The following is a 16,284-nucleotide window of genomic DNA, read 5'->3' on the forward strand; positions in this document are numbered from 1 at the left end:
GCGCGGGGGGAACCGCCGGGCACGGGGGCACGGGTGGAATCGGCAGCGCCCACTGGTCCGCCGCGGCCGGCGGGCCGGCGGAGGGCTCGGCGGCCTTCACCTCGCGCTGGCGGCCGAGCGAGCCCGTCACGGTGGGGACTCCGTTCCTCACCGAGTCCACCGAGTCCACCGAGTCCGCCAGCCGCCCGCTGACCGAGGGATCGGAAGGATCCGATCCCCTGGTCGATGCCACGGTGCTGGTCGTCGACGACGACGTCCGCAACGTCTTCGCGCTCACCAGTGCGCTGGAGATGTACGGCATGCGGGTCCTCTACGCCGACAACGGTCATGATGCGATCCGTATGCTGCAGCAGGACACCCCGCCCGTGCACCTCGTGCTGATGGATGTGATGTTGCCGGGCATGGACGGCAATGAAACGACCTCGATGATCCGTGACATGCTGGCGTTCGCGGATCTTCCGATCTTGGTGCTGACTGCCAAGGCCATGCCGGGAGACCGGGAGAAGAGCATCACCGCCGGGGCCACCGACTACATCACCAAGCCCGTGGATCTGGACCATCTCCTCGGGGTGATGCGGTCGTATCTGTATTGATCAGATCGCGTATGGTGCGCATCGGGTGGCTATCGGTGGGGCGGTGAGATGCCGTCGGGAGCGATCAGTGATCGTGGAGGGGTGGCGACGCCCACCACGGGTCGGTAGGGCGATCGCGAAGGAGGAGGCAGGCGGGTGACCGAGCGGACCAGCGGTTCCGTCGACGGCGAAGGTGGGCCGAGCACGGAACGGCCCCGCAGCAAGATCCTGCTGGTCGACGATCGAGCGGACAACCTGATGGCCTTGGAGGCGATTCTCGCCTCGCTGGATCAGGATCTCGTCACGGCGTCGTCGGGTGAGGAAGCTCTCAAGCGTCTTCTGGTGGACGACTTCGCGGTGATCCTGCTGGACGTCCAGATGCCGGGGATGGACGGTTTCGAGACAGCGCACCGGATCAAGCAACGGGGGCGTACCCGAGACACTCCGATCATCTTTCTGACGGCGATCGACCGCGAGCCGCACCACGCGTTCCGCGGCTACGCTGTCGGCGCGGTCGACTACATCGCGAAGCCTTTCGACCCCTGGTTGCTCCGGGCCAAGGTCAGCGTCTTCGTCGAGCTGTTCGAGAAGAACGAGCGGCTGGCCGAGCTGGTCCACCAGCGTGTTCGCGACTTTGATTTGATGACGGAGATCGCGGAGCGGCTGATTGCGTTGGACGTCCTGTTGGAGGGCAGCGGCCGCAGCTCCGCCGAGGAGACCCTCGCGGCGGCCGGGGCCGAGGTCCGCGGACTCGTCGCTCGGTTGCAGCCCTTCGCTCGGCCGACGAACGCCTGATCGTCCACGGCGCCGGCCGGCGCCCGCCGGCGGGCGCCGGCCTCCCGCCAGCATTATGCGGGATGGCGTGGGTGCGGCTGCTCGACCACTACAAGGGGGCGCCCGGCCCATGGCCCGCGCCGATAACATGAATTTGTCGACCAGATCCGCCGCCGTGCCGGCACGGCCGGTTTGTGTAGTCGTAGGAGGTTTCGTCATATGGCGATATCCCGGCGCAACCTCCCTGGGCTCACTGGGACTGATCTCCAGACTATCGGTCCGTATACAGTTGAACGGAAGCTAGTCGACGCCAGGACAGGACCGGTGTTTCTTGCACGTAACGGCGAGGCGCGTCCGGTCCTCGTCAAGACGATCACCGCGCCCTTCGGGCGGGACACAGAGTTCCGTCGGCGCCTGCGCGTCGACCTCGACAACATCCGCCGGTTGGCGCCGTCCTGCCTCGCCGCCATCCTCGACCTCGACACGGGCGCTCGCCCCCCCTACGTCGTCGCGGAGTTCATCGACGCCCCGACTCTCGCCGCAACCGTCGCCGACGGCGGAGCGTTGTCCGGACCGGACACCCACCGGCTCGCCGTCGGGCTGGCGACGGCTCTGGCCGCACTGCACGAATCGGAAATTTTCCTCGGCGATCTGAAGCCTATCAATGTGGTTCTTTCCGAGCGGAGGCTGCGGCTGATTGACTTCGGGCTCTTCCGAGCGATGAATGCGGTAAGCATGAATAATCCGGGCGGACCGCCGTCCGGTATCGGCACACTTGCGTTCATAACGCCCGAACAGGTTCTCGGACAGACCGCCACCGTCGCATCGGATGTCTTTACCTGGGGCAGCGTGCTGTTATTCGCCGTGACCGGCCAGCCGCCATTCGGTGCCGGAACGCCCCGGGTCCTGCTGCAGCGGGCCGTCTACGCGGAACCCGACCTGTCCGTGTTCAGTCCGGAGCTGCGCGAGCTGGTCGCGGCGGCGATGCGCAAGGACCCGAAGCGCCGGCCGGCCGCGGCCGAACTGCTCGAACAGCTGGTGGCCCATCCGACACGAAGCAGCGAGGCGGAGCCTGCGGTCGAGCCCACCCGGCGTCTCGCCCTGCCGGCGGGTGTCATCGAGACGCCGGTCCCGGTGCAGACGAGGCGGGCGGCCGAGTCCGAGTCGAAACCGGAGGTCGTAGGCACGAGCGACCTCGCTGCCCCTGCCATCGGTGCCATACACGGCCTCGAGATCGTGCTCGAGGCCGCGACTGAGACCGAGGCCGTGCTCGAGACCAGGGCGGTACGTGGGGCCGGGCCGGCCGCGGAGATCACGGCCGTCCCGCCGGCCGCCGCGGTCGCCCTCAGCGCCGTCCGTACCGGAGCAGAGCCGCGGATGCGTCCGTCGTCTCCCGGTCCGTCGGCCTCCGTGGCCGGTGCGCCTGCCCCACAGCCCACCGCGGCCGCGAGCGCGCGCGCAAGCCACGTCCAGGAGAAAACCGGGAACGTCTCCGCCTTATCGTCATCATCGTCACCGCGGGATCACCTGGACCGCGGGTGGCTCCGACGCGTGCTCTCGATTGGCGTGGCGGCCTCGGTGCTCGTCCTCCCGACCGTTGTGATCGTCGATACGCTGCGGGAGCGCAGCGCGGCGGCCACGTCGCGCGAGGCGGCCCGTGGCGCGATGCGCCTTCTCGACCGGGAACCGGATCTCGCCGGTCAACTCGCCGTCTCGGCCTACCGCACGGCTCCGACCTCGGCCGCGGCGGAGGCGCTGGTCAATGCGAGCGTCCGGCAGATCGGGCCGGCGACGGGAGCGATCCGCGATCTGCTGATCACCCCGGATGGTCGATATCTAATTATCATCGGTGACTTCGGCGGGTCGGTGTGGAGCATCATCGGTCCTGGCCGGGTGCGTCACGTTACCGACCTGCCCGCGGTGGCCGCAGCCACGGGAGATCGCAGCCCCCTCGCGGCCGGGATCGCCCTGGCGGCAATGGTGAAGGGCCTGCTCGCCGTCGCGCTGGTACCCGCATCCGGTCCAGCCATGGGGGTGCGGGCGTCCACGACCATGGTGACGGCGGGGACGGACCGGGTGATCCGGTTATGGCGGCTGGCCCAGCCCGGGCTCACGGACGACGGTGACCTTCAGTCGGCGATCAAAATCGGTCAGCGAGTGAGTCTGCTCGCCGAGTTGCGGGGACACACGGGTACGGTGGCGAGCGTCGCGGTGAGCGCGGATGGCCGGACCCTGGCCTCGGCGGGTGCCGATCGCGTCGTCCGTCTCTGGGACATCAGCCACCCGCAGAATCCTCGCGCCCTCGCCGAACTGCCCCAGCCGGCGGAGGTCACCAGCCTCGCCTTCACGCCCGACGGCGACTCGCTCGCCGTCGGGGGGGCAGGCCATCTCTCCGTCTGGGATGTGACCGCTGCCGGGCAACCGCGCCGCCGGGCCCACCTGACCGCGGCCGCCACTGTCCGCAAGCTCCTCGCCAGCCCGGACGGCCGGTGGCTCGCTGTGGCGAGTACCTCCGACGGCGGCTCGTTGACGGAGATCTATGGGCTGGACAGCCCCCGGGGACTGCACCGCCTCACCGCCATCGCGAGCCGACCGGGCCAGGCCGGTTCGATCGCGCTCTCCGCCGACGGGCGGGTCCTCGCTGTCAGTACCCCGGCCGGTCAGGTGACCCTCTGGGACATGCGCTCACCGTCCCGGCCGGTGCAGCGGGCCACCCTGCCGGTCGGCACCGCGCCGACGGCGACGGTCTTCGGACCTCTGGGACATGAGGGCGTCCTCGCCGGCGTGGCCGGTGACGCCGTCCGTCTCTGGCAGCTCGACCTGCTCGCGGCCGAGGACGAGATCTGTGCCAGGGCCGAGGGCCGCATCAATCGGGAGCAGTGGCGGACCTACCTCGGTCACCGGCGCTACGACCCGCCCTGTGACTGACCCGGCCGGCTATCGCGAGAAGTGGCGCGCGGCGCCGTAACCGGGGCCCTGTTCCGGGCGGCCCGTCCGGGACGTCCATCGCCACTGGACCGAGATGCGTCCGGCGACGTGCTCCCGGACCCTGGGCACCGCGTGCAGCCAGTCGGCCTGGGCCCGACCTCCCAGCACGATCAGATCACCGCCGGCCGGGGAGAGGTCGCGAGCGCCGGATGCCTCCGGGTCGTCGAGGATCCGTCGGCCGGGCGGCAGGTGGCGGGACTTGATCAGGAACGGTCGCCGGGCACCGAGGGTGAGGATGGCGATCACCGTGTCGTCGAGCCAGCGCATCTCGCGGTCCCGGTGGAAGGCGACGCCGTCGGCTCCGTCCCGGTACAGCGACAGGCCAAAGCCGTCGAACTCCACGCCGTAGGTCCGCCGCAGGGTCCGGTAGGCGTCGAGCAGGGCGGGAAAGGCGACCGGCTGACCCCGCGGGATCCAGGCGCTCATCCGTGGTTCGGTGACGTGGCGTTCGTAACGCCACATGGTTCCCTGTCGCCAGGGGATCTCGGCATGCAGGGTCTCGTATAGCTGGTCGGCGCCGCGTAGCCATCCGCGCGTGACGTCGGCCCAGGACCGGTCGTCCAGCCAGATCCGTTGCACCGACGGTGCGGTCGACCGCACCGTCGGCGGGCACCGCGGTGCCGTCGGTCTCGCTCGTCACCCGGCCGACGCTACCCGGCCGACGCGGCCCGGTCCGGGGCCGGCATCTGGCGTAACCTGCGAGATCCAGGAGGCATATTCCGTGACGGTGAACAGGCGAGGATGACCGGCGCAGCACCCGACCCCGGGACCTCGACGAACCTCGAGAGCGATGTCCGTCGTCTTACCGGAACCGCCTTCACCGGAACCGCCGTGGTCAGGACCGAACGAGCCGCGCGATCGCGGCCGACGCCTCCCGGATCTTCTCGTCGGCCACCGGACCGCCCTCGGCGGCGGCGTGCGTCACGCAGTGCGCCAGATGGTCCTCGAGGAGCCCGAGGGCGACCGACTGCAACGCCCGGGTCGCCGCCGAGACCTGGGTGAGGATGTCGATACAGTACTTGTCCTCGGCAATCATGCGCTGTAGCCCCCGGACCTGGCCTTCGATGCGGCGAAGCCGAGCGGTGTAATCGTCCTTGGTGTTGGTGTAGCCGTGCATCCATCGCGCCTTCCCGTCCGGGTACCCCCCTACGGTACCCGGGCCGGTGCCGGTCGTCGGATCGGGATTCGGTGAGATCGTGGCGCCAACCGCTGACTGGAATTCGAACCGATGCTCCTCCCGGCGGTGACAGGTCCCACGATCATCACCGTGGGTGAGAATTCTCCGCCCGTGCGGTATCAGTGGCGCGGGTCCTCCAGGACAGGTTCGGGTTGCCTGTCCACGTCCTGCCTAACTGCGCAGATGCCGCCCCGCTGGACGGGTACCCGGCACGGATCGTTCCGGGCAAACCGCACCCGGCGCCTCATAATTGCGCCTGGAAAGTGCCGAGTGGTGCACTTTCTCGCCCTGGTGGCGGGGGTTGGTGGTGACGAGTGGGTTCGCCGCCGGATCAGCGGTCGACGTGGTGCGGTGGAAGATCGGCGAGGAGCCGTTCGATGGCCGGGTCCTCTTCCTCGGACAATGACTCGTCACCCCAACCGATCTCGCGTTCGTCGTCGAACAGCTCGTCGTCGCGCGGCTCTGTAGCGCCCATGATCTTCCCCTCGTGTGGCGCAGATTGTTCGCAACCGAGGTTCCGGCGCGGGATACGGTCTGGTGTCGCGGTCTGGTGTCGCGATCCCGACAGTGCGTCGGGTGAATCGTTTGCAGGATTGGATGCCGGATCGGACTCCGGCCGGGTACGGGTTAGGGCCGGCCGTCGTTCGGCGGGCTGCCCGGAGTGCGCTTATTACTCCCGATGGCCGCCGGCATGCTACCCGAGCGGGCGGCCACCCGGCCGCTCGGCCGCCCGCTCGCCGCCGGTCAATCTACGCCGCCGCTGCCGTCTCGACTGGGTGCCGCCGCCAAGGCGTGCCCGATTATCTCGACGACTAGGCGCAGGGTCGCTCGACTTCCCGCCAGGAAGGCATCCGTCTCCCGCTGGGACCAGGCAGAAGCAAGTATCCCGGGCTCCGGCACCCGGGCGGCCAGAACCGCCCGTATCGACGCCCGGTAGCGGCTCACCGTGATCGGTGGATCGCCGACCGGATCTTCGTCGTAGTCCTCGTCCCGGTCTAACAGGGCCCGGACCTCATCCAGGCGGCGAGGGGTGGGGGGCATGGTTTCCTCCTCCGTCTATTTGCCTATTTGCTGATCAGCAAATTAGACCCTAGCGAGGTTCTTGAGGAAGAGCAAAGTGGTTACGATGTTCCGCGTGGACGACGGTGAGCAGTTGGTCGGCATCGGGGACATCGCGTTCCAACTCAAGATCACTCGCCAGGCGGTGGACTACTGGACACGCAAGGACTCCCGGTTTCCGGCGCCCTTGCAGGTCATCAACGCGCCGATGGGTAGCGGTGCCAAAGGCACCCGGGTTTGGCGCAAGCGAGAGGTAGACGCCTGGATCGTGGAGCACTATCGGCGGCGCAAACAGTAGGCGTCCCGGCCATCGGCCGAGGTCACCGCATCAGGTCAGATCTGGCCGGCACCAGGGCTCCGGGCCGTCCGGTGGCGTGGCCGGTCCAGGGCGGCCAGAAATCGCCGCCAGTGGGGCGGAAGGGCTTCCGTTAGATGAGTAAGTCCGAACTCTGAGCTGGCTGTAGCCGGGCATGAAGAGATGGCTTCCAAGGCCATGGTGTGACGCAAGATCTGGAAAACCTCTCCGGCATCTCCCGGTCACCGCATCCGGGGGTCGGTGGGTGAGCCGCGGCGGGGAGGAGCTGGGTACTCCGTGCCCGGGCATGCCCAAGGCGTCCAGGCCGAGACGCCCGGACGCCTTGGGCGGATCCAGCGGCTGGTCAGGCCGCCGCGGTGCTGGAGGCCGGAGTCGACGTCGTCGAGGAGGCCGTGGCGGTGCCGCCCGACGAGGTCGAGGACGACGAGTCCGAGCTGGCGGAGCTGTTGGTGCTCCCTCCGGATGCCGCCTCGCTGCCGTTGCTCGTGGCCGTGGCGTCACCGATGTCCTTGGGACGGTGCTGCGCGGACCCGCCGGAGGAGTTGGACCGGCTGTCGTTCTTGTAGAAGCCGCCGCCCTTGAACACCACGCCCACCGAACCGAACACTTTACGAAGTCGCCCGGCGCAGGCTGGGCACTCCGTCAGTGATACGTCGCTGAAGCTCTGTACGACCTCAAGGTCACGCCCGCAGTCGGTGCAGCGGTACTGGTAGGTAGGCACGTGCTCCTCCCGGAGTTGGCACTCTGACGTGGAGACTGCCAACTTTAGCTTGTAGAGGGCCCGAGATGTTCCCCGGTGCCGTCGGTTGGTTCGCACCGTAGCGTACGACTCGGCGTGATAATGATCTTTACGTTGTGATCGTGGGACTCCGTGGGGACCTCATCCAGAACCTCTTGGTCGTGCAGGACGGCGATCACCGGAACGTCGGCGCCCACCCGGGCCAGCATCCGGTCATAGGAGCCCCCACCGTGCCCCAGACGCCGGCCCGCCCGGTCGACCGCGAGCGCCGGGATGATCACCACGTCGGCCTCGGCGAGAACCCCGCGGGGTGCCGCCGCCGGTGGTTCGCGGGTACCCAGCGCGCCGGGCACCAGTGTTCCGACGTGCTCCCGGAAGTCCAGATCGAGATCGGCGCGCAGGGCGGGCAACAGCACCCGCACCCCGCGAGCCAGCAGTCGATCAAGCAGCTCGGCGGTGTCCGGCTCGCCGGGCAGCCCCACATACGCCGCCACGCACCGCGCGGCCTCCACCTCGCGCAGCCGCTGGATGCGGTTGGCCAGTCGGGACGCATCCGACCTGGACAGCGAGCCCCGACGCAGGGCCATGGATGCGCGGCGCTGTATCAGCAGCCGGGCCCGCAGGCGAGCCTTGGCCTCGCCGGCCTCGGGGCAGCCGCCGGGGGTTCGGTCGACACCGCCGTGACGGGGGCGGGCACGCCCCGGGTCTGCTGGCCGACTCCCGAGTTCGGACACCGGTCCGGGATGCGGACGGATCGTCAGTTCGACGGTGAGCTCTTCGTTGAGATCACCCGGAGGCCGGTCATTCCACTGCACACTGACAGCCTCCCGCAGGTTGGCCGCCAGCGGGCGGGTTGCCGCGGCATACGACACGTGAACGTGGGCGTGATGTTGGATGGAGGGTTCTCAGGTTACAAATTGTGGCATTTATACTAACCAGTAGTGATATTGTTGGTTGGTAGAGGTGTTGCCAGTTACTGGTAGGGGTGTTGTCGGTGGTGGATCGGGTGGCACGAGATGCCGCGGGCTCGTTCTCGGACCCGCGGCGCACGTCCGGGCGAGCGGCGGGCGGGACCGGCGGCCGCCGTGAGCTGTGCATTGCCTGTGCCGGGGCCGTGGGCGGTGCCCGTGTTCACGGACCCGACTAAGGTTTCGGCTATGCCAGTAACGAAGGCGGTAATTCCAGCCGCGGGTCTGGGGACCCGCTTCCTGCCGGCGACGAAGGCCGTCCCCAAGGAGATGCTGCCGGTCGTCGACAGGCCGGCTATCGAATACGTCGTCGAGGAGGCGTCCCGCGCCGGTCTGCGTGATGTCCTGCTTGTCACAAGCCGCACGAAAAAGGCGATCGAGGATCATTTCGATCGTGAGGCGGACATCGAGGCGGCCCTCGAACGGAAGGGCGACGATCTTCGTCTCCGTCGGGTCCGGGCGTCGGCGGAACTGGCCGAGGTCCACTCGGTCCGCCAGCAGTCGCCGCGTGGGCTCGGTCATGCCGTGCTCTGCGCGGCGGCGCACGTGGGGAACGAGCCGTTCGCCGTCCTCCTCGGTGACGATCTCATCGACGAGCGGGACCTGCTGCTCGAGGAGATGCTTGCCGTGCAGCGCCGCTTCGGGGGCAGCGTCATCGCACTGATGGAGGTGCCCGAGGATCAGGTCTCCCTCTACGGCGTCGTCACGGTGGAGTCCATCGGCACTGGCACTGGTACCGGCACCGGTGCCGACGACCGGTACGGGATCGTGCGGATCCGTGACCTGGTCGAGAAGCCACCGGTCGCGCAGGCTCCGAGTAATCTGGCGATCATCGGGCGGTACATCCTCTCGCCGACGATCTTCGATGTCCTGCGGCGGACCGAGCCGGGACGGGGCGGGGAGATCCAGCTCACCGACGCCCTGCGGATCCTGGCGCTACGGGCGGCCGAACCGGCCGGTGCCGCGGGGGGCACCGACACCGACACTGCCGCTGAGCCCGTGCACGGGGTGGTCTTCACGGGTCGGCGGTACGACACCGGCGACCGGGTGGACTACCTGAAGGCCGTCATCCGGCTCGCGTGCGAGCGCGCCGACCTTGGCCCCGAGCTGTACCCGTGGATCGAGGAGTATGTCGCGTCCGGCGGCCCGAAGGCAGCATTGTCCTAATTTATCCATATTTTTCAAATTTATCCGCTTCATCGCTTGAGGGTCTCGGGATGTGCTGGCTTCTCTTCGGGTAGGCCGTGACGGCTCCGGCGACGACTCCGGTGACGACTCCGGCAAGGACCGGAACGCTTCTGGAACCGGCCAGCGCCCGGCGGTCGCGGCACGCCGTTCGGACCGGGAGGCCCGGAGCGGATGCGCCCCGTCCCGACCGCTGGAGGTACCCGAAGGTAACTGCGGGTAAGAGGTGCCCGGGCTTCGACGGCCGTAGCCTGGGTGATGCCGGACCCGGCGCGCGACGGGTGGTGCATCGAAGGGCAGAGAAATGGACGGGCGTCCATGACTTCGGTGGATGAACACCTCGAGCGGATCCTGGCGACGGTGCGGCCGACCCGCGCTCGGCAGGCCAGGCTGGACGAGGCGCACGGATGCGTGCTCGCCGCGGACGTCCGGGCGACGGTCGCGCTTCCCGGGTTCGACAACTCGGCCATGGACGGGTACGCCGTCCGGGCCGCCGACGTGGCCGAGGCGTCGGCGGCCACTCCCGTCTCCCTGCCGGTCATCGGCGACGTCCCCGCGGGTCCGGGTTCGCCGGCCGCGCTGGTCCCCGGCGCCGCGGTACGCATCATGACCGGGGCCCCGCTGCCCCCGGGAGCGGATACGGTCGTCCAGCTCGAGTGGACCGACGGTGGCTGCCAAACCGTCGCGGTCCAGCGGGCGCCGCGCCGTGGCCTGCACATCCGCCGGACGGGGGAGGACGTCGCCCCGGGCGCCCTGGTGCTCCCCGCCGGGACGATCATCGGCTCCGCGCAGATCAGCCTGCTCGCCGCGGTCAACGTGGCCCGCCCGCCGGTGCATCCCCGGCCGCGGGTGGCGGTGCTGTCCACCGGGACCGAGCTCGTCGAGGTCGGTACACCGCTGGGCGCCGGGCAGATCGTCGACTCGAACAGCCATGGCATCGCCGCCGCGGCACGGGAGGCCGGCGCAGTGGTACGCCGCCTGGCCGGGGTGCCCGACGAGCCGGACGCCTTCGCCGCAGCCCTGCACGGGGTGCTTCCCGACGTGGATGCCGTGGTGACGACCGGTGGCGTCAGCGTCGGGGCGTACGACGTCGTCAAGGAGGTGCTCGCGCGGACCGGGACCGTCCGGTTCGACCGGGTCGCGATGCAGCCGGGCAAGCCGCAGGGTTTCGGCCTGGTCGACGGTGTGCCGGTCTTCACGTTGCCGGGGAACCCGGTCAGCGCCCTCGTCTCGTTCGAGCTGTTCGTCCGCCCGGCCCTGCAACGGATGCGCGGTCTCGCCGGCACCGGGCTCCCGAGGATCGTCGTGACCGTCGGATCCGACCTGCGTTCCCCTCTCGGGAAGAGGTCCTTCCTGCGGGTGGGGCTGGAGCGGAGCGGGGGCGGCGGGTGCCTGGAACCCGCCACCGTCGCCCAGCTGGCCGGCGGGCAGGGGTCACATCAGCTCACCTCGCTAGCGGGAGCGCAGGCGTTGCTGATTATTCCTGAGGAGGTTACCGAGGTGTCGGCGGGCAGCCGGCTGCCGGCGTTGTTGCTCCCGGACGGATTGAGGGCCATTCTCTCCGGCATGGCCTGGGCGGTTGCGGACACTGCGGACGTCGATGCCCCGGACCTGGCTGCCCCGGACCTCGGCTCGCGGGCTGAAGCCTGCCGGGGGGACGCGGCCGCGGCCCGGGCCGCCGGATCGGTGCCCTGGTGACCGCAGCCCGGCTCACTCACGTTGACGACCGCGGCGCGGCCCGCATGGTCGACGTGTCGGCGAAGGACGTCACTGTCCGTACCGCGACCGCCACCGGGATGCTGCGGGTCATTCCCGAGGTCGTGGCGCTGCTGCGCGGGCAGGGGGTACCGAAGGGCGACGCCCTCGCAGTCGCCCGGGTCGCGGGGATCATGGGGGCCAAGCGTACGCCTGATCTCGTTCCGCTCTGCCATTCCATCGCGATCTCCGGCGTCACGGTCGAGCTGGACGTACGGGACGACGGTGTGGCGATCACGGCCACCGTCCGGACGGCGGACCGGACCGGCGTCGAGATGGAGGCGCTGACCGCCGTCGCCGTCGCCGGGCTCACGCTGCACGACATGGTCAAGGCGGTGGATCCCGCCGCGGAGCTGACCGGGGTGCGAGTGATCGCGAAGACCGGGGGACGCTCCGGAGACTGGCCTGCCGCCCCCCCGCCGGGCGCGGGGTCCGCGGAATGAGTGGCATGCGCCACCTTCCCGCGGGTGCCCGGGCCCGGGTCATCACCGTCTCCGACCGAGCGTACCGAGGGATCTATGCCGACCGGTCGGGCCCGTTGCTCGTCGCCGGGCTCGTCGAACTCGGTTTCGAGGTGGGCGCGGCGACGATCGTCCCGGACGAGCGGGATGAGATCGTCGTGGCGCTGCGGTCCGCCGTCGCCGACGGCGTGGACCTGGTGGTGAGCACCGGTGGCACCGGCCTCGGTCCCCGCGACGTCACCCCCGAGGCGACGCGCGAGGTGATCGAGCGGGCCGTGCCCGGACTTGCCGAGGCGCTGCGCGCGGCGGGTCGGGAGACCGTGCCGGCGGCGGTGCTCTCCCGCGGGCTCGTCGGAACCGTCGCCGCCACCCTGGTGGTGAACCTTCCCGGCTCGACCGGTGGGGTACGCGACGGGCTGGGCGTGCTGGCCGGGGTGGTGGGTCATGCCGTCGCCCAGCTGCGCGGGGCCGACGACCACGGGCACCCGGCCGCGGGGTCCGCGGGCCTCGCCGCAGCCGCCGCAGCCGCCCCCGCCACAGCCCCTGGCGCTGCCCCAGCCGCAGCCGCAGTCGCAGCCGCTGCCGATGCTGCCGATGCTGCCGACGCCGGATAGGGCGCGACGGTGGGAGCTCCGGGTTGGCCGGCAGTCCTGACCGACGGACGGGTCCAGGCGCGGCCGCTTCGTCTGCGTGACGCCTCCACGTGGGTCGAGGTGCGGCTGCGCAACGCCGACTGGCTGGCGCCGTGGGAGGCGACCCCACCCGGAGTGATGATGGTCCGCGAGACCTGGGAGCAGCGCCAGACCCTCTCGATCTACCGTCAGATGTGGCACCGCCTGCGCCAGCAGGCCCGGCTCGGCGCCACGTTGCCGTTCGCGGTCACCTTCGAGGGGCGGCTCGTCGGTCAGGTGACCGTGTCCACGATCGTGCGCGGGGCGTTCAACAGCGCTCAGGTCGGCTATTGGATCGACAGCGAGTACGCCGGTCGAGGCATCACGCCGACCGCGCTCGCGCTCGTCGTTGACCACTGTTTCGGGCCGGTCGGGCTGCACCGGGTGGAAGCGAATGTGCGCCCGGAGAACGCCGCGAGCCGGCGGGTGCTCGCGAAGCTCGGCTTCCGCGAGGAAGGGCTGCACCGGCACTTCCTCGCCATCGACGGCCGCTACCGCGACCACATCGGATTCGCGCTGACGACCGAGGACGTCCCCGAGGGCCTGGTGCACCGCTGGCGGGAGACCCGGTACAGCCGGCCCTGAGCGGCCGCCGCGCCGCCCGACGGTGCCGCGCCCGAGAACGATGCCTGGATCCACGGCTCGCGTGACACGTTCCACTCCGGCACCGGGACGGTGTCGGTTACCGGACGTAGTCCCTTCTCGTCACCGCCCGTCGTTCCGGATCTCAATCCGGTGACAAAGCGAAGGTCCTGACCGGATGTCGATGCTCTCTACAAGGGCTTCCATAGGTCAGATGCGGTCCTGGGGGGGGGTCCGCGGTGCGTTTTGACGACCACACATCCACCATCACCCATCCAGTTGCGGATGCGACACGCGGGCTCCGGGTCGGTGACCACGTGGATTTCGCTCACTAGCGTCGACTACGAAATCGCAATCGTTGGTGTCGAGAAGAGGCTCCTCATGGTCAGAGCGCCCGCGCCCGCCGCGCTCGCCGCGGATGGTGTGTGTCCGGTGGGTGGTGGGTGGGACACGTTTCCCGTGGTGTTCCCTCTCTCCGGGAGCGGTGAACACCACGGAGACCACAGATCTCGCGAAATTGACAATGTAACCACAGGATCGGGTGGGAGTATAGGGGCGGGCGGGATCATGATGGTCGATGATGGGATCGACCAGGGTCGTGCAGGTGTGGTCCGATGAGCGCGTTGATCTGGGTGGCGATCGTCGCGGTCTGGGGATTCGTGCTGATCCCGATGTGGCTGCGCCGTCACGACACGACGGCGCAGCAGCGGTCCACCGAGCGTTTCACGGTTGCGAGGCGGGTGCTCTCCCGACGGCTACCCGGCCGGGGCGATGCCGTCATCGATCGTTTCGGCGGCGATCATGACGGCGTCTTCACCGTGGGAGGAACGGGAATGTCGCACGCGGAATTCGATGGACCGGTCGACCTCGCGGAGCTCGGGGATTCGGTGTCCGCCGGGCCGTCCCGGGAGGCCGGAGCCCCCGGCGGGCAGCCGGTCGTCCCCGGGATGCCCATCGCGTCCGGCATGCCGATCATCGAGGACGCTTCGACCGGTGGCGCGCTGCTATCCGGCGGCGGGTCTGCTGGCGAGGATCCGGAGGGCGGGGGCTCGGAGGACGGACGCCCCAACCGCCCACAGTGGTCGGGTGCGCACCCCGACGACCCGCGGGCGGATGTTCCTCCGCGCGGTCCCGAGCGCCGGGCGGACGCCGAGGGTGCCGCCCTGATGCGGGTGCGTCGGCAGCGCCTGCTCGTCCTGCTCGTCCTGCTTCCGGTGAGCATCGTGCTGGCCGCCATTCTCGGCGGGCTGTGGATCGCTGGGCAGTTCCTCGTCGATGCCGTACTCGGCGCGTACCTCGTTCATCTTCGCCGGTCGGCGCAGACCGCGTGGCGGCTGGCCGCCGCGCGTGCGGCGGTAGACCGGCGGATCGAGGCCGAGCGGGCCGCCCGGCGTCGGCGGCCCCCGATCGGGTCCTCCTTCGCCTACCGGCAGCGCCAGCCGGGACCGGACCCCCTGGCGGAGCAGGTTGGTCAGCAGCCGGTGGAGGAGCTCACCGACGAGGAGCTCGCGATCGCCGGCGCCGAGACGATCGACCTCGGCGCTCTGGTGGCCGGCCAGCCGGGGCTGGACGAGGACGCGGAAGGGGACGATCTCGCCCGGTTCGCCGGGTACCCCGAGACGGGCTACGGCGAGACCGGCGTTGACGGCGTTGCCGGTGGGGACGTGGCCTCGGCCCGGCCGGCCATCCGGCCCGCGCCCCGCGTGGGCACGCGCTCGACCACCTCACGCCCCGGCCGGGTGCAGGTCAATCCCCCGGGGACGCACGGTGGGCTGGTGGCTCCCGCCGGGATCATGCCCTCGGGTACGGCGACGCCGGCCGGGCCGACGGCCGATGCGTCACCGGCGGGCGGGAACGTCGTGGGGGACACGTCCGGCGAACTCGACCCGCTGCTGCGACGGCACGCGGTGGGGAGCTGATCCGCGGGGCCGACGCTTGCGACTGCCCGGACCGGGGCACCGTCGGCTCCGGCGAGCGGAATCGGGAACAGGGCGATGTGGATGGGCTGCCCGTTCGCCCGGGCGGTGAGAAGTCGATCGAGACTGGTCAGGTTCTCTACGATGACGGCACCGGCCCCACCCAGAATCCGGTGGGCCGCGAGACTGACATCCTGCCCCGGTCCGGGTGTCCGATCAACGCTGAGCGCATCGATACCGACCGTCCGGACACCCGCGTCGACGAGGGCCCGCGCGGTGTCCGGCGCGAGATAGGGATGTCGTAGGTACCCGTCGCGGCCCCAGTGGACGGACCATCCTGTGACGATGAGGACGACGACATCGTGGGGAAACGGGCGGGTAAATGGGCCCGACAGCACCTCCGGGCCGATCGTTGCCTGTGGGCCGTAGCCCCGTGCATCCAGCAGAACCGCGGGTCCGGTGAAACGTTGTAGCGGAACCTCGTCGAGCCTGGGCAGCGAGTCGTCGGTGTGGAAGGGGGCGTCGACATGCGTGCCCGTCTGTGATCCCAGGTGCAGGCGCTGCACGTTGACGCCGGACTCGGCCGCGGTCAGTGCCGGTGACACGTCGACCTCGGGATCCCCCGGGTAGACGGGCATGCCGGTCACGATAGGTACCGACAGATCGATCAGCTCGGTGCTCACGAGACGATGATCTCCGTCCAGTGTCCGCCCCCGGAGCCCGGGGGCGGCCGAGTTCTGGGGAGCAAGGAACGGTCCAGGGGCTGCAAACCGTGCTCGGGTCCCCAAAATTCGCTCCGGCGAGTCCGGCGAGTCCGGCGAGTCCGGCGAGTCCGGCGAGTCGCTAGATCGTCGCTCTTCGTACAGCACGTCCGTGGACTCCACTCCAGGCATGCCCCGCATCCTAGGACGCATCACTCCCCGAGGACGTCACTCCTCGACCCCATCCGATGCCGCCATTACGGGGTCATGGGAGAGTCTGGGAGGAATAATCAGTGTGTCTGTGTATGGGCGCTGTCAGAGATAGGGGGAGTCGTGGCTGGAGGTGACGACGCCGGGTGGACCTACGGCTCGGTGGTGCCGGACTGGGCGCCGCGGAACGTCGACCTGAAGATCGACGTT

At 69.8% G+C, this 16,284-nt stretch carries 17 protein-coding genes and 2 pseudogenes; 12 read left to right on the forward strand and 7 right to left on the reverse strand.

From position 1 onward, the window contains the following. From AC08OJ_RS12030 to AC08OJ_RS12040, 3 genes are all read left to right on the forward strand, one after another. Window positions 1-593 (forward strand): response regulator (locus AC08OJ_RS12030; RefSeq protein WP_476595764.1); only part of this gene is annotated, 593 nt, incomplete at its 5' end. A 135-nt stretch (window positions 594-728) separates the two neighbouring features. Next, complete coding sequence (locus tag AC08OJ_RS12035) at window positions 729-1,367, forward strand: response regulator (RefSeq protein ID WP_476592890.1); 639 nt, start codon at window positions 729-731, stop codon at window positions 1,365-1,367. Window positions 1,368-1,670: 303 nt separating this feature from the next. Beyond that, complete coding sequence (locus AC08OJ_RS12040) at window positions 1,671-4,274, forward strand: WD40 repeat domain-containing serine/threonine protein kinase (RefSeq protein ID WP_476595765.1); 2,604 nt, start codon at window positions 1,671-1,673, stop codon at window positions 4,272-4,274. A 9-nt stretch (window positions 4,275-4,283) separates the two neighbouring features. Here the strand turns inward: AC08OJ_RS12040 and AC08OJ_RS12045 are convergent, their stop codons facing one another. The 4 genes from AC08OJ_RS12045 to AC08OJ_RS12060 all read right to left on the reverse strand — a co-directional run bounded on the left by AC08OJ_RS12045 (window position 4,284) and on the right by AC08OJ_RS12060 (window position 6,552). Then, a complete protein-coding gene (locus AC08OJ_RS12045) occupies window positions 4,284-4,913 on the reverse strand; it encodes an alpha-ketoglutarate-dependent dioxygenase AlkB (RefSeq protein ID WP_476595766.1) in 630 nt (209 codons plus the stop codon). A gap of 256 nt (window positions 4,914-5,169) precedes the next feature. Beyond that, on the reverse strand, window positions 5,170-5,451 hold the full coding sequence (locus AC08OJ_RS12050; protein ID WP_462187547.1) for a metal-sensitive transcriptional regulator: 282 nt from the start codon (window positions 5,449-5,451) through the stop codon (window positions 5,170-5,172). Between the two features lie 391 nt (window positions 5,452-5,842). After that, complete coding sequence (locus tag AC08OJ_RS12055) at window positions 5,843-5,986, reverse strand: hypothetical protein (RefSeq protein WP_476592893.1); 144 nt, start codon at window positions 5,984-5,986, stop codon at window positions 5,843-5,845. Between the two features lie 269 nt (window positions 5,987-6,255). Continuing rightward, window positions 6,256-6,552, reverse strand: a complete 297-nt coding sequence (locus AC08OJ_RS12060) for a hypothetical protein (protein ID WP_476592894.1) — start codon at window positions 6,550-6,552, stop codon at window positions 6,256-6,258. A gap of 85 nt (window positions 6,553-6,637) precedes the next feature. Between AC08OJ_RS12060 and AC08OJ_RS12065 the strand changes: the two genes are divergently transcribed. Continuing rightward, window positions 6,638-6,868, forward strand: coding sequence for a hypothetical protein (locus tag AC08OJ_RS12065; RefSeq protein ID WP_173645797.1), 231 nt, complete (start codon window positions 6,638-6,640; stop codon window positions 6,866-6,868). Between the two features lie 374 nt (window positions 6,869-7,242). Continuing rightward, on the forward strand, window positions 7,243-7,452 hold the full coding sequence (locus AC08OJ_RS12070; RefSeq protein ID WP_476592895.1) for a hypothetical protein: 210 nt from the start codon (window positions 7,243-7,245) through the stop codon (window positions 7,450-7,452). A gap of 62 nt (window positions 7,453-7,514) precedes the next feature. Here the strand turns inward: AC08OJ_RS12070 and AC08OJ_RS12075 are convergent. Then, window positions 7,515-7,703 (reverse strand): annotated as a pseudogene (locus tag AC08OJ_RS12075) (FmdB family zinc ribbon protein); the annotation flags it as partial. Further along, window positions 7,652-8,440, reverse strand: coding sequence for a 5-formyltetrahydrofolate cyclo-ligase (locus tag AC08OJ_RS12080; RefSeq protein WP_476592896.1), 789 nt, complete (start codon window positions 8,438-8,440; stop codon window positions 7,652-7,654). The pseudogene AC08OJ_RS12075 and the gene AC08OJ_RS12080, both read right to left, overlap by 52 nt. A 342-nt stretch (window positions 8,441-8,782) precedes the next feature. Between AC08OJ_RS12080 and AC08OJ_RS12085 the strand changes: the two genes are divergently transcribed. The 7 genes from AC08OJ_RS12085 (at window position 8,783) to AC08OJ_RS12115 (ending at window position 15,468) form a co-directional block, all read left to right on the forward strand. Beyond that, window positions 8,783-9,760 carry a UTP--glucose-1-phosphate uridylyltransferase gene (locus AC08OJ_RS12085; protein ID WP_476595767.1) on the forward strand — a complete coding sequence of 326 codons (978 nt, stop codon included), beginning with the start codon at window positions 8,783-8,785 and terminating at the stop codon, window positions 9,758-9,760. A 336-nt stretch (window positions 9,761-10,096) separates the two neighbouring features. Next, a complete protein-coding gene (glp, locus tag AC08OJ_RS12090; protein ID WP_476592898.1) occupies window positions 10,097-11,476 on the forward strand; it encodes a molybdotransferase-like divisome protein Glp in 1,380 nt (459 codons plus the stop codon). Then, complete coding sequence (moaC, locus tag AC08OJ_RS12095) at window positions 11,473-11,976, forward strand: cyclic pyranopterin monophosphate synthase MoaC (protein ID WP_476595768.1); 504 nt, start codon at window positions 11,473-11,475, stop codon at window positions 11,974-11,976. Before glp ends, moaC begins: the two co-directional genes overlap by 4 nt. Further along, window positions 11,973-12,608 (forward strand): MogA/MoaB family molybdenum cofactor biosynthesis protein, encoded by a 636-nt coding sequence (locus AC08OJ_RS12100; RefSeq protein ID WP_476595769.1) that lies wholly within the window; start codon window positions 11,973-11,975, stop codon window positions 12,606-12,608. Before moaC ends, AC08OJ_RS12100 begins: the two co-directional genes overlap by 4 nt. A 9-nt stretch (window positions 12,609-12,617) precedes the next feature. Beyond that, complete coding sequence (locus AC08OJ_RS12105; RefSeq protein WP_476592899.1) at window positions 12,618-13,250, forward strand: GNAT family N-acetyltransferase; 633 nt, start codon at window positions 12,618-12,620, stop codon at window positions 13,248-13,250. A 611-nt stretch (window positions 13,251-13,861) separates the two neighbouring features. After that, a complete protein-coding gene (locus AC08OJ_RS12110; RefSeq protein ID WP_476592900.1) occupies window positions 13,862-15,166 on the forward strand; it encodes a hypothetical protein in 1,305 nt (434 codons plus the stop codon). A 77-nt stretch (window positions 15,167-15,243) separates the two neighbouring features. Next, entirely contained in the window at window positions 15,244-15,468 is a 225-nt protein-coding gene (locus tag AC08OJ_RS12115) for a hypothetical protein (protein WP_476592902.1), read from the forward strand. On the opposite strand, the pseudogene AC08OJ_RS12120 reads toward AC08OJ_RS12115, so the two are convergent. Continuing rightward, window positions 15,436-16,077: pseudogene (locus AC08OJ_RS12120) on the reverse strand (cyclase family protein); the annotation flags it as partial. The gene AC08OJ_RS12115 and the pseudogene AC08OJ_RS12120 overlap by 33 nt on opposite strands. Between the last annotated feature and the right edge of the window lie 207 nt (window positions 16,078-16,284).

This window comes from Frankia sp. CgKIO3 (assembly GCF_977946435.1).